The organism is Stenotrophomonas sp. YJH_SMC_127, from assembly GCF_059372445.1.
Genome location: NZ_JCAFVO010000002.1, coordinates 116,958 through 132,846 on the forward strand (window position 1 = coordinate 116,958; position 15,889 = coordinate 132,846).

At 67.7% G+C, this 15,889-nt stretch carries 16 protein-coding genes; 2 read left to right on the plus strand and 14 right to left on the minus strand.

What is annotated here, in order from left to right; all coding sequences use genetic code 11:
• Positions 1-78: 78 nt before the first annotated feature.
• Complete coding sequence (locus AC5QAB_RS05860) at positions 79-903, minus strand: alpha/beta fold hydrolase (RefSeq protein WP_495233215.1); 825 nt, start codon at positions 901-903, stop codon at positions 79-81.
• A 186-nt stretch (positions 904-1,089) separates the two neighbouring features.
• Here AC5QAB_RS05860 and AC5QAB_RS05865 point away from each other — a divergent pair, with 186 nt between their 5' ends.
• Positions 1,090-1,476 (plus strand): hypothetical protein, encoded by a 387-nt coding sequence (locus tag AC5QAB_RS05865; RefSeq protein WP_014647466.1) that lies wholly within the window; start codon positions 1,090-1,092, stop codon positions 1,474-1,476.
• Between the two features lie 75 nt (positions 1,477-1,551).
• On the opposite strand, the gene AC5QAB_RS05870 is transcribed toward AC5QAB_RS05865, so the two are convergent.
• From AC5QAB_RS05870 to AC5QAB_RS05930, 13 genes are all read right to left on the minus strand, one after another.
• Positions 1,552-2,262 carry a DUF2968 domain-containing protein gene (locus AC5QAB_RS05870; RefSeq protein ID WP_049408181.1) on the minus strand — a complete coding sequence of 237 codons (711 nt, stop codon included), beginning with the start codon at positions 2,260-2,262 and terminating at the stop codon, positions 1,552-1,554.
• Between the two features lie 105 nt (positions 2,263-2,367).
• Positions 2,368-4,518, minus strand: a complete 2,151-nt coding sequence (locus AC5QAB_RS05875; RefSeq protein WP_495233216.1) for a TadG family pilus assembly protein — start codon at positions 4,516-4,518, stop codon at positions 2,368-2,370.
• A gap of 8 nt (positions 4,519-4,526) precedes the next feature.
• On the minus strand, positions 4,527-4,988 hold the full coding sequence (locus AC5QAB_RS05880; RefSeq protein WP_032962556.1) for a DUF3613 domain-containing protein: 462 nt from the start codon (positions 4,986-4,988) through the stop codon (positions 4,527-4,529).
• Positions 4,985-5,875 (minus strand): tetratricopeptide repeat protein, encoded by an 891-nt coding sequence (locus AC5QAB_RS05885; RefSeq protein WP_495233217.1) that lies wholly within the window; start codon positions 5,873-5,875, stop codon positions 4,985-4,987. The genes AC5QAB_RS05880 and AC5QAB_RS05885 overlap by 4 nt, the downstream gene beginning before the upstream one ends.
• Entirely contained in the window at positions 5,875-6,810 is a 936-nt protein-coding gene (locus tag AC5QAB_RS05890) for a type II secretion system F family protein (protein WP_014647461.1), read from the minus strand. Before AC5QAB_RS05890 ends, AC5QAB_RS05885 begins: the two co-directional genes overlap by 1 nt.
• Positions 6,811-6,838: 28 nt before the next feature.
• Entirely contained in the window at positions 6,839-7,795 is a 957-nt protein-coding gene (locus AC5QAB_RS05895) for a type II secretion system F family protein (RefSeq protein WP_100450230.1), read from the minus strand.
• 2 nt (positions 7,796-7,797) lie between these two features.
• Complete coding sequence (locus AC5QAB_RS05900) at positions 7,798-9,147, minus strand: TadA family conjugal transfer-associated ATPase (protein WP_014647459.1); 1,350 nt, start codon at positions 9,145-9,147, stop codon at positions 7,798-7,800.
• Positions 9,132-10,388: a CpaE/TadZ family protein gene (locus AC5QAB_RS05905; protein WP_032962553.1), complete on the minus strand. Its 1,257-nt coding sequence runs from the start codon at positions 10,386-10,388 to the stop codon at positions 9,132-9,134. The genes AC5QAB_RS05900 and AC5QAB_RS05905 overlap by 16 nt, the downstream gene beginning before the upstream one ends.
• 27 nt (positions 10,389-10,415) lie before the next feature.
• Positions 10,416-11,774: a type II and III secretion system protein family protein gene (locus AC5QAB_RS05910; protein WP_032962552.1), complete on the minus strand. Its 1,359-nt coding sequence runs from the start codon at positions 11,772-11,774 to the stop codon at positions 10,416-10,418.
• A gap of 18 nt (positions 11,775-11,792) precedes the next feature.
• Positions 11,793-12,827, minus strand: a complete 1,035-nt coding sequence (cpaB, locus tag AC5QAB_RS05915; protein ID WP_049408169.1) for a Flp pilus assembly protein CpaB — start codon at positions 12,825-12,827, stop codon at positions 11,793-11,795.
• A gap of 25 nt (positions 12,828-12,852) precedes the next feature.
• Complete coding sequence (locus AC5QAB_RS05920) at positions 12,853-13,329, minus strand: TadE/TadG family type IV pilus assembly protein (RefSeq protein WP_032962550.1); 477 nt, start codon at positions 13,327-13,329, stop codon at positions 12,853-12,855.
• Positions 13,326-13,871 (minus strand): A24 family peptidase, encoded by a 546-nt coding sequence (locus AC5QAB_RS05925; protein ID WP_046431106.1) that lies wholly within the window; start codon positions 13,869-13,871, stop codon positions 13,326-13,328. Before AC5QAB_RS05925 ends, AC5QAB_RS05920 begins: the two co-directional genes overlap by 4 nt.
• 89 nt (positions 13,872-13,960) lie before the next feature.
• Positions 13,961-14,149, minus strand: a complete 189-nt coding sequence (locus AC5QAB_RS05930; protein WP_005416979.1) for a Flp family type IVb pilin — start codon at positions 14,147-14,149, stop codon at positions 13,961-13,963.
• 693 nt (positions 14,150-14,842) lie between these two features.
• Between AC5QAB_RS05930 and AC5QAB_RS05935 the strand changes: the two genes are divergently transcribed.
• Positions 14,843-15,823, plus strand: coding sequence for an AraC family transcriptional regulator (locus tag AC5QAB_RS05935; RefSeq protein ID WP_032962548.1), 981 nt, complete (start codon positions 14,843-14,845; stop codon positions 15,821-15,823).
• Positions 15,824-15,889 lie beyond the last annotated feature (66 nt).

Consider the following 15,889-nt stretch of genomic DNA (forward strand, 5'->3'; position numbering starts at 1 on the left):
CACAAACGACTTAATCCCCTCCGTCCCCTTTTTGCGATCGAAGGGGCGGCGGCACCGTTACAGTGCCGCCGCGGCGCATCAACTGCGCGCGAACGCCAACAGGTCGGCGTTGAACTGCTCGGCGTGGGTGATGGTCAGGCCGTGCGGGGCACCGGCGTATACCTTCAGTTCGGCATCCTTGATGATCTGCGAGGAGAGCTTGGCCGAGGCATCGAACGGGACGATCTGGTCGTCATCACCGTGCACGACCAGTGCCGGCACGTCGATCTTCTTCAGGTCTTCGGTGTAATCCACTTCCGAGAATTCGTGCACGCAGTCGTACTGGCCCTTGACGCCACCGAGCATGCCCTGCAGCCAGAACGCATCACGCATGCCCTGGGTGACCGTGTTGCCATCGCGGTTGGCGCCGAAGAACGGGGTGGTCAGGTCCTTGAAGAACTGCGAACGGTCGCCGCCGGTGCCCTTGCGGATGCCGTCGAAGACCTCCAGCGGGGTGCCGGCCGGGTTGCCGGCGGTCTTGAGCATCAGCGGCGGCACGGCGCCGACCAGCACCACCTTGGCCACGCGCGTGCTGCCGTGGCGGCCGATGTAGTGGGCCACTTCGCCGCCGCCGGTGGAATGGCCGACCAGGATCGCGTCCTTCAGGTCCAGCGCCTCGATCACTGCAGCCAGATCGTCGGCGTAGGTGTCCATGTTGTTGCCGTCCCAGGTCTGGCTGGAACGGCCGTGGCTGCGGCGGTCGTGGGCGATCACGCGGTAACCGTTCTGGCCCATGAACAGCATCTGCGGGTCCCAGGCATCGGACGACAGCGGCCAGCCGTGGGCGAACACGATCGGCTGGCCGTTGCCCCAATCCTTGTAGAAGATGCGGGCGCCGTCGGCGACGGTGACGAAGTTGCTCATTGCAGGTTCCTTGGCGGAAGGGAGGGAAGGCACCGGCAGGCTGCCGGTGCCTTCGGCAGTACAGCGCAGGTGCCGGCGACGGACTTGCACCGCTGTGCTGGATTGCAGAGGATGTGACGCATATCGCTCTGGCGGGACCCGAGTCGCGCGCCGAGGATGTCCGCAGCCCGCCTGTGGAATGCCCGGATGCCCGCCACGCGATGGTCCCTGCTGTTGTGCCTGCTGTTGCCGATGGCCGCGCCGGCTCAGACCAATGTCTACAAATGCGTGGATGGACCGCATCCGGTCTACCAGCAGACACCCTGCCAGGGCCGGGCGGCGTGGCGCTGGGATGTCCCGGCGGAGCAGTCATTGTCCCGTGGGGCGGTGGTTCCCGCAGTCACGCCATCGAAGCCGTCGCGTCGCCCGCGTCGTGCCGTCCGGGCGCAGGGCGCATTGATCACGATCAGTACGGATGCGGCGGCCTGCGAGCGTGTGCGCCGCCAGCGCGGACAGGCGCTGCTCAAACGTCGGCGGTTGGATTTCGTGCAGCGCCGGCAGCTGGATGACGCGGTCTACGACGCCTGCCAGTGAAGTGGTGCACTGAAGCGCCGAAAACAACAACGGCGCCCTGGGGCGCCGTCGTGTGCAATGCCGTGAGTGCAGCTCTCAGCGGCCGTCGTTGGTGGCGGCCGGTGCCGGCGAGGGCACGCTGTCCGGCTTGGGCAGGCTCAACTCCGGGTTGCCCTGTTCGGCCTGCAGGATCTGGATGCGGCGCTGCAGGGCGTCCAGCTGGCTGTTGGTGCTCTGCACATCGGTGCTGAGGCTGACTGCCTGCTGCTGGGCCTGCTGCAGGGCGGCGCTGACCTGCGCCGATTGTGCCTGCTGCTGTTCCATTTCCTGCTGCAGGGTGCGCAGGCGTTCTTCGTTGTAGGCCACCAGGCGCTCGGTGTAGCGCTTGCCGGCTTCCAGGCGGGTGGTGTCGATGTAGACCTGGGCCAGCTGCTCGGACTGCTGCGCGAAGGTGCGGTAGACACGTTCGGCGTTGTCCACCGCATCGGTCTTGATCACCCGCCAGAAGTTCTTCTCCTGGAACAGGGCGACGTAGTAGGTCAGGGTATTGGCGTTGAACAGCAGGCTGGCGCCGTAGTTGCCGTTGTAGGTGGTGCGCAGCTCGGTCAGCTGGCGCGAATCCATCAACTGCTTGAGCTCGTCCACGGTATTGCGCACCACCGGCGCGCTGCGCGCCGGTTCGGCTGCAGCCTCGCGGTCGCCACGCGCGGCCATCGCCGCCGGTGCCACCAGCATCATGGCCACGGCCAGCACTGCTGCGTTGCGCGCGTGCCGGGCGAAGACCGCGCCCCCTGAAGTTTCTCGCATGTCTAGACCATCCACGGATGAGTGTGGGTTGAGATGAAGGTGGTTCCCCGCCGGGAGTCTAGCATGGGCGCGGGCGCCGCCAAGGGCGGCGGTCACGGCGCGATTTCAATAGACCAGCTGTGCCGCGCTGCACTGGATCGACTGCACGTTGACGTCGGTCCGGCCCAGTTCCAGGCCCAGCACGCTGGCCAGCAGGTTGGTCAGCAGAGTGCCGACACTGTTGAGCACCGGTCGCAGTGCGGCCAGGATCGGCTTCAGCACGGTGCACAGCAGGCCGCTGCAGCTGACGCTTCCGTCGGGGTTGGCGACGCCGCTGCCACCGGCGCCATCGAGGAAACCCGCCGGCGCGGTCTGGATGTACGACGCCAGGTTGTTGCGCACGCAGCCGTTGTAGTCGATCAGGTTGCCGAGCAGGCTGTCGCAGCGGTTGATCAGCAGGCCGCCGACCAGCGAGCCGAGCAGGCCATCGAGCAGGCCCAGGCCCTGGCCGGTGACGGTCGTCCTGTAACCGGTCCACACCGAACCGTCTTCCCAGCAGGTGGTCAGGCCCAGCAGGCAGGGCTTGGGGACGCCATTCTTCACCGTCCAGTTGCCCAGCGGGGCGAGGTTGCGTGCCGGATCGCCATCGCGCAGCAGCGGGATGACCTGGTCGACGTTGTAGCGTCCGCCAGTGGGAAAGGCCGCCTGCAGGTAACGATCGGCCAGCGCCTTGGCCGTGTCGTTGGCACTCATGCCCTGCTTGGGCGAGCTGAGCATGCCCGACAGCACCCGCAGCAGCTCGTTGACCAGGCTCGACACTGCGTCACCGATCGCGAGCGGATTGATCCGGGTCGAGCCGGTCTCGCCCGCAGCCAGGGTCAGGTTCTGTGAGCCGGTGAGGGCGGGCAGGGTGATCCTGTCGTTGATCAGCGGCTGGCCCAGCAGCTTCAACAGCTGTTCGTTCTGCAGCGTGGCGTCGCAGACATTGGCCTTGGAGAATCGCTGTGCGGGGTCGACGTTGCCGACGCAGGCACGCAGCACCGATGAATCGACCTGGATGGTGGCCTTGGGGGGACTGCTGCCGCACTGGATGCCGGTCAGGGTGCCCATGCCGTTGGCCACGTCGACGTGCAGCGGCAGGTGCAGGCGCGTGCCGAGCAGGTTCAGCAGCGGCCCAAGCGCGAACAGGTTGTTGCTGTCCACGTCCACCATCAGCCGCACCTGCGCATTGTAGGCGCGGGTGCCGACGCCGCCGATGGCGATCGACGGCGGCTCGACCACGCCGCCCTGGATGTTGATGCCCAGCAGGTCCAGCCCCTTGATCGTCACGCCGTTGCCATCGTTGGCGATGGAGATGGCGGTGCTGATCAGGTTGAGCACGTTGATCTTCGATTCCAGTGCGCTGCCGACGGTGCCGTCGGGTGAGACAACTTCCGCGAACAGCCCGCCGCCGCCGGCCTGGCTGCCGAGCACGATGTTGAGCTTGTTGATGTCCAGCTGGGTGGCGACCAGGTCGGACAGGGCGCGCAGCTGCACGCCCACCGTCGAGTCACGGCCGACCACGGTGGCGGTGGCATCGACCAGTTGCGCCAGCGAGATCTTGTTGACCGACAGCAGGCGGTTGAAATCGGCCACGCTGAGGTTGGCGCTCACCGGGATGTTGAGTGCCTTCAGCAGGCCGGATGGGGTGACGTTGGCCTGCGCCAGACCGTCATAGGACAGCACCGTGGCATTGCTGACATCCAGGCCGACCAGGCGCAGGGTCGACAGCAGTACGGAATCGCCATTGGTGCGCAGCAGCTGCGAGCCCACCGCGAACACCGCCGTGGGCTCCGAGCGGCGGGCGACCGCCTGCACGCTGACGGTCGGCAGGCTGGTGTTCTGGCCGAAGAAGGGCAGCACGCTGCGCTCGGCGATCACCTGCACCGCATTGCGCGGGTTGCTGGCATCAACGCTGGTGACGAAACGGTTGCTGGTACCGCGGCTGGCACTCCAGTTGCCGCAGCGGACCTGCAAGGTGCCTGCGAACCTGTTCTGGGCCAGTGCGCTTTGCCGGGTGGCGCTGTTGTCGCTGTTGTCCGCGCTGCACAACTCCAGTCGCTGCGCGCCGGCCAGTGCGGCCAGATCGGCAACCTTCTGCGCATCGCGCTTGGCCCAGAACAGATAGCCGATCTCGATCAGGCCCAGCATCGCCAGCAAGGCCAGCATGACCAGCATCATGGTGACCGACATGCCGCCGCGTGCGCGGCCGAAACTGAACTGGCGTGGGCGTTTCATGGCCTACCTCAGCGTCCGGAGGAGGAGGCATCCTTGGACCGGGCAACATCGGTCTCAAAGAAGTCCGGGATCTCGTGTTCAAAGCTCTTCAGGTAACGCGCATAACTCAGGGTGGCCTGGTCACCCAGGATCGGCAGGCGCTGGCCGGCCTGCTGTCCCGACGCCTGCAGGCGGAACAGGTTGCGGGTGGCTTCGCCGCTCTGCAGGCGCGCACGCGGTGTTGCCGGCGGGGCACCGTCGGTTGCGGGGAGTGCCGGTGGCACCGCTGCCACCGCCGCGGATACGGCGGGTGCGGCCAGCTCCACGGTGGGAAGCGGCTCGGCCTGCATCGGTGCTGCGGCCGGTGCCGACGGCAAGGGGCCACCTAGCATCTGTCCGGTCAATGGCTGTTGCTGGGCCTGCACGGCACCGGCAGCAAGCAGGCAGGACAGCACGGGCAACAGGCGTCGGGTCAGGCGCATCGCAGTCATGGTGTGCTTCCGGTCGGGTGTTCGGTGGAGCTGAAGCGTTCCAGCATCGACGGTGGCAGGCGCTGCGGATCGCGCTCGTCACGTGCTTCGCGGCGTGGTTCGGCTGCCAGCCGGGTACTGCCCGACGCACGGGCGCCGTGTTCGCTGCTGGCCGCAGGCGCAGGCGCAGGGGCGTTGACGGCGGCCGCCGCCTGCCGCTGCTGCAGGCGCGTGCGGATCTGCTGGGCCTGCTGCTGGATGCTGCGGCGCGTTTCGTCGTTGAGGTTGGCCTGTGCCGCCAGGCGCTCCGCGGTGGCCTGGTCGCCGCGCAGGAGCGCCCACAGTGCGAGATTGGCCGTGGCCTTGGCGTTGCCTGGCGACAGTTCCAGGGCCTTGGCCAGCGGCTCGCGCGCCTGGTCGAACTGGCCGGCGCGCAGCCGCGCATAACCCAGGTCGCCCAGGTAGTCGGTGTTCAAGGGCTGCAGTTGCGTGGCGCGCGCCAGCGCCTGTTCGCTGCCGGCGTCGTCATCGCGGCGTGCAGCGATCAGGCCCAGGCCGTGGGCGGCCGCAGCGGCCTGCGGCCCGCTGGACAGCTCGCGATACAGCGCGACCGCTGCGTCGCTCTGGCCAGTCTCGCGCAGGGCGTCGGCCTGCAGCAGGCGCAGGGCGGGGCGATCACCATAGCGTTGGCGGAAGGCCTCCACGTGGGCGAGCGAGGCATACCAGGCGCCCTGCTGCTGCATGCGCTCGATCAGCTCCAGATAGGTGTTGCGGCTGTCCTGCGGATCGGGCTCCGGCGGCGCAAGGCTGGGCGCCCGCACGTACTTCGGCGTGGTCGATGCGCAGCCACTGGCCAGGGTGGCGAGGGCGACGGCAAGCAGCAGGCAGGGGGGGCGCAGGGCAGGCATCAGGGCGATCCCATCTTGGACATGGTGGTGGCCAGCGCGACCAGCGCTGGACCGGCAAGCACCAGCATCAGTGCCGGCAACAGGGTCAGCATCATCACCACGGTCATCTTCACCGAGAGCTTGCCGACCTTTTCCTTCAACGTGTTGCGGCGCTGCTCGCGCAGGCGGATGCTGAACTGGCGCAGCGGTTCCTGCACGGCGCCGCCGTGCGCATGCACCTGCAGGATCAGCTGCATCAGGCTGGCCAGGTCGTCATCGGCGTAGACCTCGCTCAAGCGCCGCAGTGACTGCGCGCGGGTGCGGCCGTGGGTGTAGGCCACGTTGGCTTCCTGCAGTTCGCCGCCCAGTACCGGCAACGCATCGCGCAGCTTGTCGCCCAGCGTCTGCAGGCTCTGGTCCATGCTGAAGCCCACGCCCTGCAGCAGGCGCAGCAGGTCGATCAGCAAGGGCAGTTCGTTCTCGACCGCGCGGCGGCGGCGCTTGACCCACGACGACAGCACGAACTTGGGCAGCAGCAGCCCGGCCGCCAGCGCACCGATCACCACCATCACCCTGGCCAGACCGTGCGCGCTGCTGAACGCCAGCGCCAGCGCCAGCACCAGCAGCGCAAGCAACAGGCGCAGGCCGAGATAGATGGCGGTGCCGCGGCGCGTGTTCCAGCCGGCCAGGTCCAGCAGCAGCCTGTCCTCGTTGGCCAGCAGCGCGGCCTCCAGGCGGCCACCACTGAGCGAGCGCCCGAAGCGCTCGAGCCAGCCCAGCGAGTCGCGGCGCGTGGCCTCGGTGTCGCGGGCTTCCTCGCGCGGCTGCAGGGCGGTCTTCAGCGCGGCCGAGGTGCGGTGCTCGCGATGGCTGCGCACCCAGCCGGCAATGCCGAGCAGGGCGACGCCCGCTGCCAGCACCAGCAGCGAAAGGGCGAACCAGGCGCTGGCGCTCATCGGGAACCTCGCGGGTAGCTGCGGGCGGTCATAGCGATTTGGCCAGGCGGTACAGCAGCAACGCCCCGAGCAGTTCCAGGCCCAGTGCGATCAGCAGGATCCTGTGGCCGAGCGGGTCATGCAGCACCGGCTGGAAGAACGCCGGGCTGGAGATCGCCATCAGCACCGCACTGGCCGGTGGCAGCAGCCCCAATACCCAGGCCGACATGCGGGTTTCCGAGGTGGTGGCGGCCAGCTCCTGCTGGGCCTGCTCCAGATCGCGCATGAAATCACCCATGCGCTGCAGGATCTGGTCGGCGCGCCCGCCGATGCGCACGCTCACCCCGATCACCACCGCCAGCACCTTCAGCACGTCCATCCGGTACGGCTGTGCGGCCAGGCTCAATGCACGATCCAGCTCCATGCCGCTGCGCGCATAGCGCACCGTGGTGTCCAGCAGGCCGCGCAGTGGCGCGCTGGTCTGCATCGAAGACACCTGGAACGCGGCCTGCAGGCTGTTGCCCAGCGCGGTGAGGCGGACCAGGTTGTCGAGGAAGTCCGGCATCTGGTGCAGCAGCTGCGCGCGCAGTTTCGTGATCCGGCGCATCACCCACAGCCAGCAGCCCAGCAGGTACAGCAGAAGGGTCAGCGGAAACATCCAGGCCGTGCCCAGCCGCACCGCCGCCACGACCGCAAGCACCAGTCCCGGTACCAGCAGCATCAGTGGCAGCTTCCAGCCCGGCTGCAGGCCGGCGCGCTGCAGGACGCCATCCCAGGGCAATGCGCGGCTCCCACTGCTGGCGGGGCGGGCCGAATCGTTCGCCGCCGCAACGGCAGGCCCGGCCGGCACCGCACTGGCCGTGCTGCCGCGTGCCAGCTGCTGCTCGGTGTGCTGCAGCGAGGCCTGGCGCTGTTCACGGCTGCTGGCGGTACCCCACAGCCAGACGGCCAGCGCCAGCAGCACCGAGATGATGCTCAACACGCCCAGCAGCAGGCCGGTGCCCATGTTCAGAAGTCCCCGTAGAGTGATTCGCGCAGCTGCTGGCGGAACGGCTCCAGCTTGTGCGAATGCGGATGGAAGCCCAGGCCGATCCAGCGGTCGGTCTCGCGGCCGGTGCCATCGATCTGCACCTCGTGGCGGAACATCTCCTGGGTGGTGATCAGGTTGTCGCTGACCCCGGTGATCTCGGTGATCGAGACCAGCACCCGGCGCCCGCTGCCCAGTCGCGAGATCTGCACGATGAAATCAATGGCGCTGGCGATCTGCCGGCGCAGGCTGTCTTCGCTGCCCTGGAAGCCGGCAAACCCGGCCAGCATCTCGATGCGGTACAGGCAGTCGCGCGGCGTGTTGGCGTGGATGGTGGCCATCGATCCGTCGTGGCCGGTGTTCATCGCCTGCAGCATTTCCAGCACTTCAGCGCCGCGCACTTCGCCGACCACGATGCGGTCCGGGCGCATGCGCAGGCTGTTGCGCACCAGGTCGCGGATGCTGACCGCGCCCTGGCCCTCGGCGCCGCCGATGCGGCTCTCCAGGCGCACCACGTGCGGATGGTTCAGCGAAAGCTCGGCGGTGTCCTCCACGGTGATGACGCGCTCATCGGCCGGCACATAGCTGGCCAGGGCATTGAGCAGCGAGGTCTTGCCCGAGCTGGTGCCGCCGGAGACCAGGATGTTGCAGCGCCCCAGCACCATCGCCTTCAGCAGTGCCTGCATCGGTGCGTCAAAGGTGCCCTTGGCGAGCAGTTCGTCGGGGGTGAACGGGTCCTTGCGGAACTTGCGGATGGACACCATCGGTCCGTCCACCGCCAGCGGCGAGATGATCGCGTTGAGGCGGCCACCGTTGGGCAGGCGCGCGTCGACCATCGGATTGGAATCATCCAGCCGGCGGCCGAGCGGGGCGAGGATGCGGCGCAGGATGCGCAGCAGGTGGGTGTCATCGGTGAAGCGCTGGGTGGCGCGCTTGAGCTGTCCGCCCTGCGAAACGTGCACGTCCTTGAAGCCGTTGATCAGGATGTCTTCGATGGAGGGGTCGTGGAGCAGGTCGTCCAGCGGGCCGAAACCGGTCAGCTCCTTGACCAGTCCCTCGGCGACCACCTGCATCTCTTCTTCGTTGATCGGGATGCGCCATTCCTGGATGAAGCCCACGGTCTGCACCTGCACCCAGCGGGCGATGGTGTCCGGGGCCCAGGAATCGATGTCGATGCGCTCGTCCTCGATGCTGTTGAGCAGATGCTCATGCGCGGCCGACAGCACCTTCTGGTACTGCTCGGTCTGCGCGAACGGCAGGTGGCCCGGGGCAGATTCGGGCAGTACCGGGCGGGCAACGGCGTGCGGGAACGGGGTTACCTTGTCTTCCATTGCGATCCACCCAGGGCAAGGGAGAGTCTTTCCCGCAGGCCATGCGGCTGGACCGGGCAGGCGGCCGGATCCAGGCGCGACACGAGCGGGGCGAGGGCACGCAGATAGGGGTCGCGCGGGGCATCCTGCAGCAGCAGGTGTCCCTGGCTGGCGGCCAGGCGCACGCGCGGTCGTTCGGGCAGCGTCGCCAGCAGCGGTACTTCGAAGCGGCGTGCGATCTGTTCCGGGCTCATGCCGCTGCTGTCATCGTGGCGGTTGATCACCAGTTGCAGGCGCTTCTCGCGCTCACGCTGGCCCGCCAGGTGCTTCAGGGCCTGGTCCAGAGAAACCAGCGTGGCGATCGAGGCATCGGTGACCAGCCAGATCTCGTCGGCCTGGTCCAGCAACAGGGGCGGAAGCTGCCGCAACGGGCAGCCGCCGGCATCGCACAGCACGCTGGCGAACACGCCGCGCAGGCGCTGCAGCAGCGCGCCAGGATCCGAGGGCGGAACGGCATCGCTGCCACTGGCACGATCCAGCAGCACCAGCCCGGAGTCATGGCGCGCCATGGCCGTGCGGGCGAGGGTGGCATCGATGCGGCTGGCATTGCGCAGCGCGTCTTCGTAGTGGAAGCGGCTGTCGAGATTGAGGTACAGCGCGAGGTCGCCGGAGGGCTGCGCCAGCTCCATCAGCAGGCCGTCCTGCTGCACGGCTTCGCCCTGGGCCAGGGCGCGCGTCTGCTGCGCCAGCACCGAAAGATGTGCGGCCAGGGTGCTGGTGCCGACGCCGGCGCGCACACCCAGCAGCACGATCAGGCGTGCCTTGTGTGCGTGCTGGGCAGCCGCTGCCGGGCGCGGAGACAGGGCGCGCCGCAAGGCCGCCTCGATGCCTGCGTCGTCACTGTCCAGGTCCAGTACATCGCGCAGGCCGGCGCGCAGCGCGATCACCACGCCTTCGACCTGGCCGGCGCTGGTGGCGCCCACGGCCACCAGCGGCAGGTCCGGTTGGGTCTGCTGCAGCTGCTGCGCCAGCACGCTCGAGGCGGCCGCATGCTCGGGCCGGAAGTCGAGCAGCACCAGGCTCTGCGGGCCGCGTTGCAGGTCCTGGGCGGAGGTGGGGGCGTTGCTGTCCTGCCAATGCAGGGCGGTGCTCGGCGGCAGCTTGGCGGCCAGCCGGGGCAGCAGTTCGCGGTCGATGCCGTACAGGACCAGGTTCATTGGCGGTCCTTGCGGATGCAGCGGCTGGGCGGTGGCGTAGGGCATGGGCGTGGTATCGCAGGCATCATGGAGTCAGCGCGAGAATCCGGGCACCGGGTCCTGGCTGACGGGACCCAGCAACCAGGAACCCCACTCGGGGAGATGCGGCCTGGCTTCGCGCTCGCCGGGCAGCGGCAGTTCGGTGTTGCGCGCCAGTGGCTGCACCAGGCGCGGGGTGACGATGATCACCAGCTCCTTGTCCTGGCGCTTGTAATCGAAGTTGCGGAAGAACGAGCCGATGATCGGCAGGTCGCCCAGCAGCGGAATCTTGCTGACGTTGGAGACGATGTTGGAGCTGACCAGGCCCCCGATGACGAAACTCTCGCCATCACCCAGCTCGACGGTGGTGTCGGCGCGGCGGGTGGTGATCGAGGGAATCTGCACGTTGTTGAGCACAATGGCATTGCTGTAGTCCAGGTCGCTCGCTTCGGGCGCTACCTTCAGCGCGATGCGGTTCGCTGCCAGCACGGTCGGGGTCACGGTCAGGCCGATGCCGAACGGCTTGTAGGTGATGGTGGTGGTGCCAAGCCCCTGCGGTTCCAGGATCGGCAGTTCGCCACCGGCCAGGAAACTGGCGCTCTGCCCGGACAGCGCCACCAGCGTCGGCTCGGCCAGTACGCGGGCCATGCCATTGGCCTGCAGCAGTTCGACATCGGCGTTCCACAGCCCCTTGGTCGAGCCGAAAACAAGGCGGAATGCCGAGGAAATCGGCGAGACGGCCTCGTTGCTGCTGTTGCCTTCCTTCATGCCGGGCAGCAGGCCGGTGTTGCCCGGCAACCCGGTGCCGGGCCGCGCGAAGCCGTAGGCGAAGCCGCCGTTGCGGTTCTGGAAGTTGATGCCGATCTGCTTCATCGCGGTCTTGTTGAACTCGACCACCTTGACCTCGACCTGGACCACACCGCCGCTGCTGATGGTGGACGTATCGGCAAGCGCACCTTCCTTGCCCAGTGCCATCGCCGCCGTGCGTTGTTCCTGCATGTGCGAGAGCACGCTGTCAGTGCTTCCCTGCAAAAGGCCCTGCTGGTCCTGCTGGGTGAACACCAGATCGTTGCCGCCGGTGCTGGCCGCGCCCTGTACGGCGCTCTGCACCCGTACTGTCACCCGTTGCGGCTCGGCCTGCTTGCGGTGCCACAGCAGCAGGGTGGTGGTGCCGGGCATCCTGCCCACCAGCAGCGCCTGGCGCTGGCCGCGCAGCATCACGATGTCGGCAACGCCGGGGTCGGCAATGGCCACCCGTTCCAGGTCGGCCGGCAGGTTCCAGGGACGCTGCTCACGGGCCTGCAGCACCAGGTCATCGGCGGCCACGCTCGTTGCCGGTGCCAGCAGCACCAGCAGCAGGGCCAGCCACCGCTGGCGGGGAGAAAGGCGTGGACGGCGGCGACGTTCGGTCATGGATGCGCTCGATGCAGGTCAAAGGGAGCCACGGGGGGCGGAACTGTCGCCACGGATGATCTCGATACCCGAAGCGCGCGGGGCGCTGCGACGGGGCGCCAGCGCACGTGCGGGTGCATCCGCGTTGCTGCGTGGCGGGGCACTGCCGCGGCCGGCCAGCGCGTCGCCGTCGATACCGGCGAAGGCGTGGTTCTCCGGGCGCTGCAGTGCCAGCTGCTGCTCTGCGTCGAGCCCACGCAGCGGATCGATCACGCCGCGCGACTGAGGGAACAGTGCGAGGTCGGGCAGGCCCGTATCAGCGGGATTGCGCAGCGCCAGGAACAGCTTGCCCTGCTGCGCACCCAGCAGCAGTCGATTGGCGTCGGCCACCGGTACCGCCAGCACCGCGCTGCGCGCGGGTTGCGGGGCTTCATTGCTGCTGTGGCTGCCGCCACTGCCGGTGATGTCGGCCGCGCGCGGGTCGTTGCGGGTGTCGGCCTCGCTATTGGAGGTGGCTTCCGAGGCGACTGGCGCGATGTCCTGCTGCCCATAGCTCAGCACGCGCAGGCGCGACAGCAGCAGGCGCGTCTGCGCGGCTTCGGCGGGGCTGTTGATGCTGGGCTGGGCATTGCGCAGGTTGAGGAAGACGTCGACGAAGTCACCGGGAAGGATGCGGTTGCCGGCACCAACCAGTTCGTCCACGGGCACGGCCAGTGCGCGCTCGCCCGGCCGCAGCTGCAGCGAGAAGCCCTGTGCCAATGCGCTGCTGCTGATCGGGCTGCCTTCGGCGATGTCCTGCACCGGCACCTTGCCGACCACGGCGGCGATGCTGGTGGCGGCACCGGCGACGGGGGAGGTGCGCTGGGCCAGGCGCAGGTCGTTGGCGCTGATCGGCTCGCCCGCGGGCAGGCGCGCCACGGCTTCCACCACCGTGATGGCCTGCACTTCGTTGTGCGCGATCGGCGCGGCCGTGACCGGTGCGGCCGGTTTGCGCCCGATCATGAAGGCGATCAGCGCCAGCAGCACGGCCAGGCCGATCAGGGCGACGGCAGCGATGCGGGTCAACTTGAGCATGGAACCGTCTCCAAAATACCGGTCATCAGTTGCCGCTGCCGAGATCGAGCTGGGCGACCGCGACGCTGCGGATGGGAGCCTGCATCACCCACTTGTAGAGCGTGGCGGTGCCGGGCAGGAAGGGATGGCTGGCGTAGTCGTAGCTGACTGTCACGGTCATGCACTGGGCCGTGGCCAGGCCGGCGCAGGGCGCCTGCGCGGACACCACGATGGCATTGCTGCCCCCCGCGCTGCAGTCAACGTTCTGCTTGGAGAACTGCAGCAGCCATTGCATCGAGGTGCGTGCGGCGACGCAGGCGGCGGTGCGCCGTTCGCCGGCCGTGCCGTAGCGCAGCGAGGCGCGCGCACCTTCGGCCGAGGCGGTGGCCAGGGTCTGCTGCGCTGCCATGATCATCACCCCGGAGAAGGTGAACAGCAGCAGCGGCAACAGGCCGAGCATCAGCATCAGGGCGAACTCGATGCTGGCGACGCCGCGTTGCCGGCGCGGGCTGCGGATGTTCATGGTGCACCTCCGTAGATGCTTGCCAGCACCCAGCCGATGGCGGCGAGTGCGAGGTAGGCGGCATAGGGAATGCCACGTCGTCCCTGGCGTGCGGCCTGCATGTCGCGCAGGGCCGGATGCGCGTGCCATTGCGTGCTGGTGCGATTCACCTGCATCTGCAGGTGGCCGGGCAGCAACACGCCCAAGCGCCGGCCCGCCAGCACCAGCACGGCGTGCAACCCGGCGGCGAGGCTGGCGACCAGCCAGACCGGCAGCAGCGCCTGCCAGCCCAGCATCAGCCCCAGCACGGCAAAGAACTTCACGTCGCCGGCGCCCATCCAGCGCAGGGCATAGAACGGCAGCAGCGCCAACAGGCCGAGCGCCGCGCCGGCAACGTGGGGCAACCACGGCTGGCGCGGCGCACTGAACTGGCCGAAGACGATCACCACGGTGGCGATCACGCAAGCGGCGATCAGCCAGGCGTTGGGCACCCGACGGGCATACAGATCACTGATCGCGATCCGCAGGCATACGCCGATGGCCAACAATCCCAGCAGTGTCATCGCACACTCCGTCGTCCGTCACTGGACGGTCTTCGCCTGGTTCCATGCGCCCCACCGTCGCGGCTCTGCCGGCCGCGCGCGGTCGCCGCTCAGGTCGTCGAGCCCGACGCCTTGGTGGCCAGTGCGGAGAGGTTCTTGAACAGCGTTTCGAAGAACCCCTTGATCTGGTCGTTGCCGACCGCGATCAGGACACCAGCGATGACGGCAGCCAGCAGCCCGTACTCGAGCGCGGTGACACCGTCTTCTTCCTTCAGGAATTTGCGGATCGATGCGTTCATGACCAATGTCTCCCTCTACCTGTCTGCGGATGCAGTACACCTGCGTTGGGCGGTGGCCCGGCTCCGCCGGGATCGTCCGTGGGCCTCCGCGCGTCCTGGCGGAGGAGGCACGGCGGGATGGACCCGCTGTGCTCAAGCAGGGTGATCGTCTCCAGGCTGGCCGCCAGCCGCACGGTCGCGACCGCTCGGCCCGGGGCCGGTGGTCGAGGCATCCAATGATGCGTGCGTGGTCATGCTGTCCCCCTGGGTGCGGCCGGATCAGTTGGCCGGATCACCGTGCTATCGACTTTGCCTGAATGGACGTTGGCTGCAACAGGAACCTATATGCAAATTCGGCAGAAACCCCGCGATGCTGAAACTTTCAGGCCGTTTCTGTGACGAGAATCCGTTCGAAGGCAAAACGATTCATGCTCGTGCAGATTATGTGATTTCCATTTTCCGGCGCATGCGAGGACCGTGCCAATGGCGCCGACATTTTCTTCATCTGTGTATCTTTTTTCTTCATTGCAGCCCGCGGGTTTACCTTCGCCGATTATCGGGCATACTCCCATTCAAGCTGTTGCATTTCCATGGTTGGCCGCATCGGAGCCGATGCGGCCTGCGCGACAACGGAAGTGGTTTCTGGATCGCTGCGCGCCCTGTCAGGCAGTGGGGGCCGCATCGCATGGCGGATCAACGGGGGACAACACTGTCATGGTCGATGGTGGGGTAGGAGACAGCGGCGACAGCGGCCTGCGGTCGATAGACCTGGCCACGCTGAGCGGCGTGCTTCGTGTCTGTGATGTCGAACTGCTGCTGCTCGATGGCAATGGGCCACGTGCGGCATTCGCTTCGCGCGTGCACGAGGAAGCCCTGTTCTGCAGCATCAGCTGCGGTTTCCACTGCCGCGGCCGTTTCATGCTGCCGCCGGACTGGGCGATGCTCGGGTACCTGCACGCCACCGATGAGACGCTGAGCTGGTGCCATGGCGTACCGCTCACGCCGGGGATGGCGTTGACGATCATGCCGGAAGGCATCAGTGAGTTCACCCTGAGCCCAGGCACGCACATGACCCTGATGCTGCTGCCGGTGGCACGGGTGCAGCGCAAGCTGACCGAACTGAGCCTGCGCAGCACGCCTCCCGCTGGCCAGGCACTGTCACTGTTCAATCTGGCCAGCGAAGGCACGCCGTTGGCACGCCACTACCAGCAGCTGCACCTGCAGCTGGGGCAGGGTGCAGGCCTGCAGCCGGAAGAAACTGAAACCCTGCTGCACGAGCATGTGCAGGCCCTTCTGGGTGCCGGTGCGGCGGATCGCCCGGGTTGCAGCCGTGCACGGCGTACGCATTATCTGATCGCACAGCGGGCAGAGAACTTCATGCGGCTCAACCTGCGCCGCAATATCTACATGAATGAAATCTGCGATGCGGCTGGGGTCAGCGAGCGCGGCCTGCGTTATGCGTTCGAGGACCTGTTTGGAACCTCGCCCAACCGGTATCTCTCCATGCTGCGCCTGTGCGCGGCCTGCCGCAGCCTGTCGATGGCCGATTCCAGCCGTCGCTCGGTGAAAGCCATCGCCCTCAGCTGCGGCCTGTGGGATCTTTCGCGCTTCGCCGACAATTACCGCAAGGTATTCGGCGAACTGCCGCGCGATACCCTGATGCGCGCGCCCGCGCAGATCGGCCAGCCGGCCTGAGCCAAGCCCCGCAAGGGTTTTCGCGGCATTCGTGCCGGAATTGCACATCCGATTGCCGATCATGTT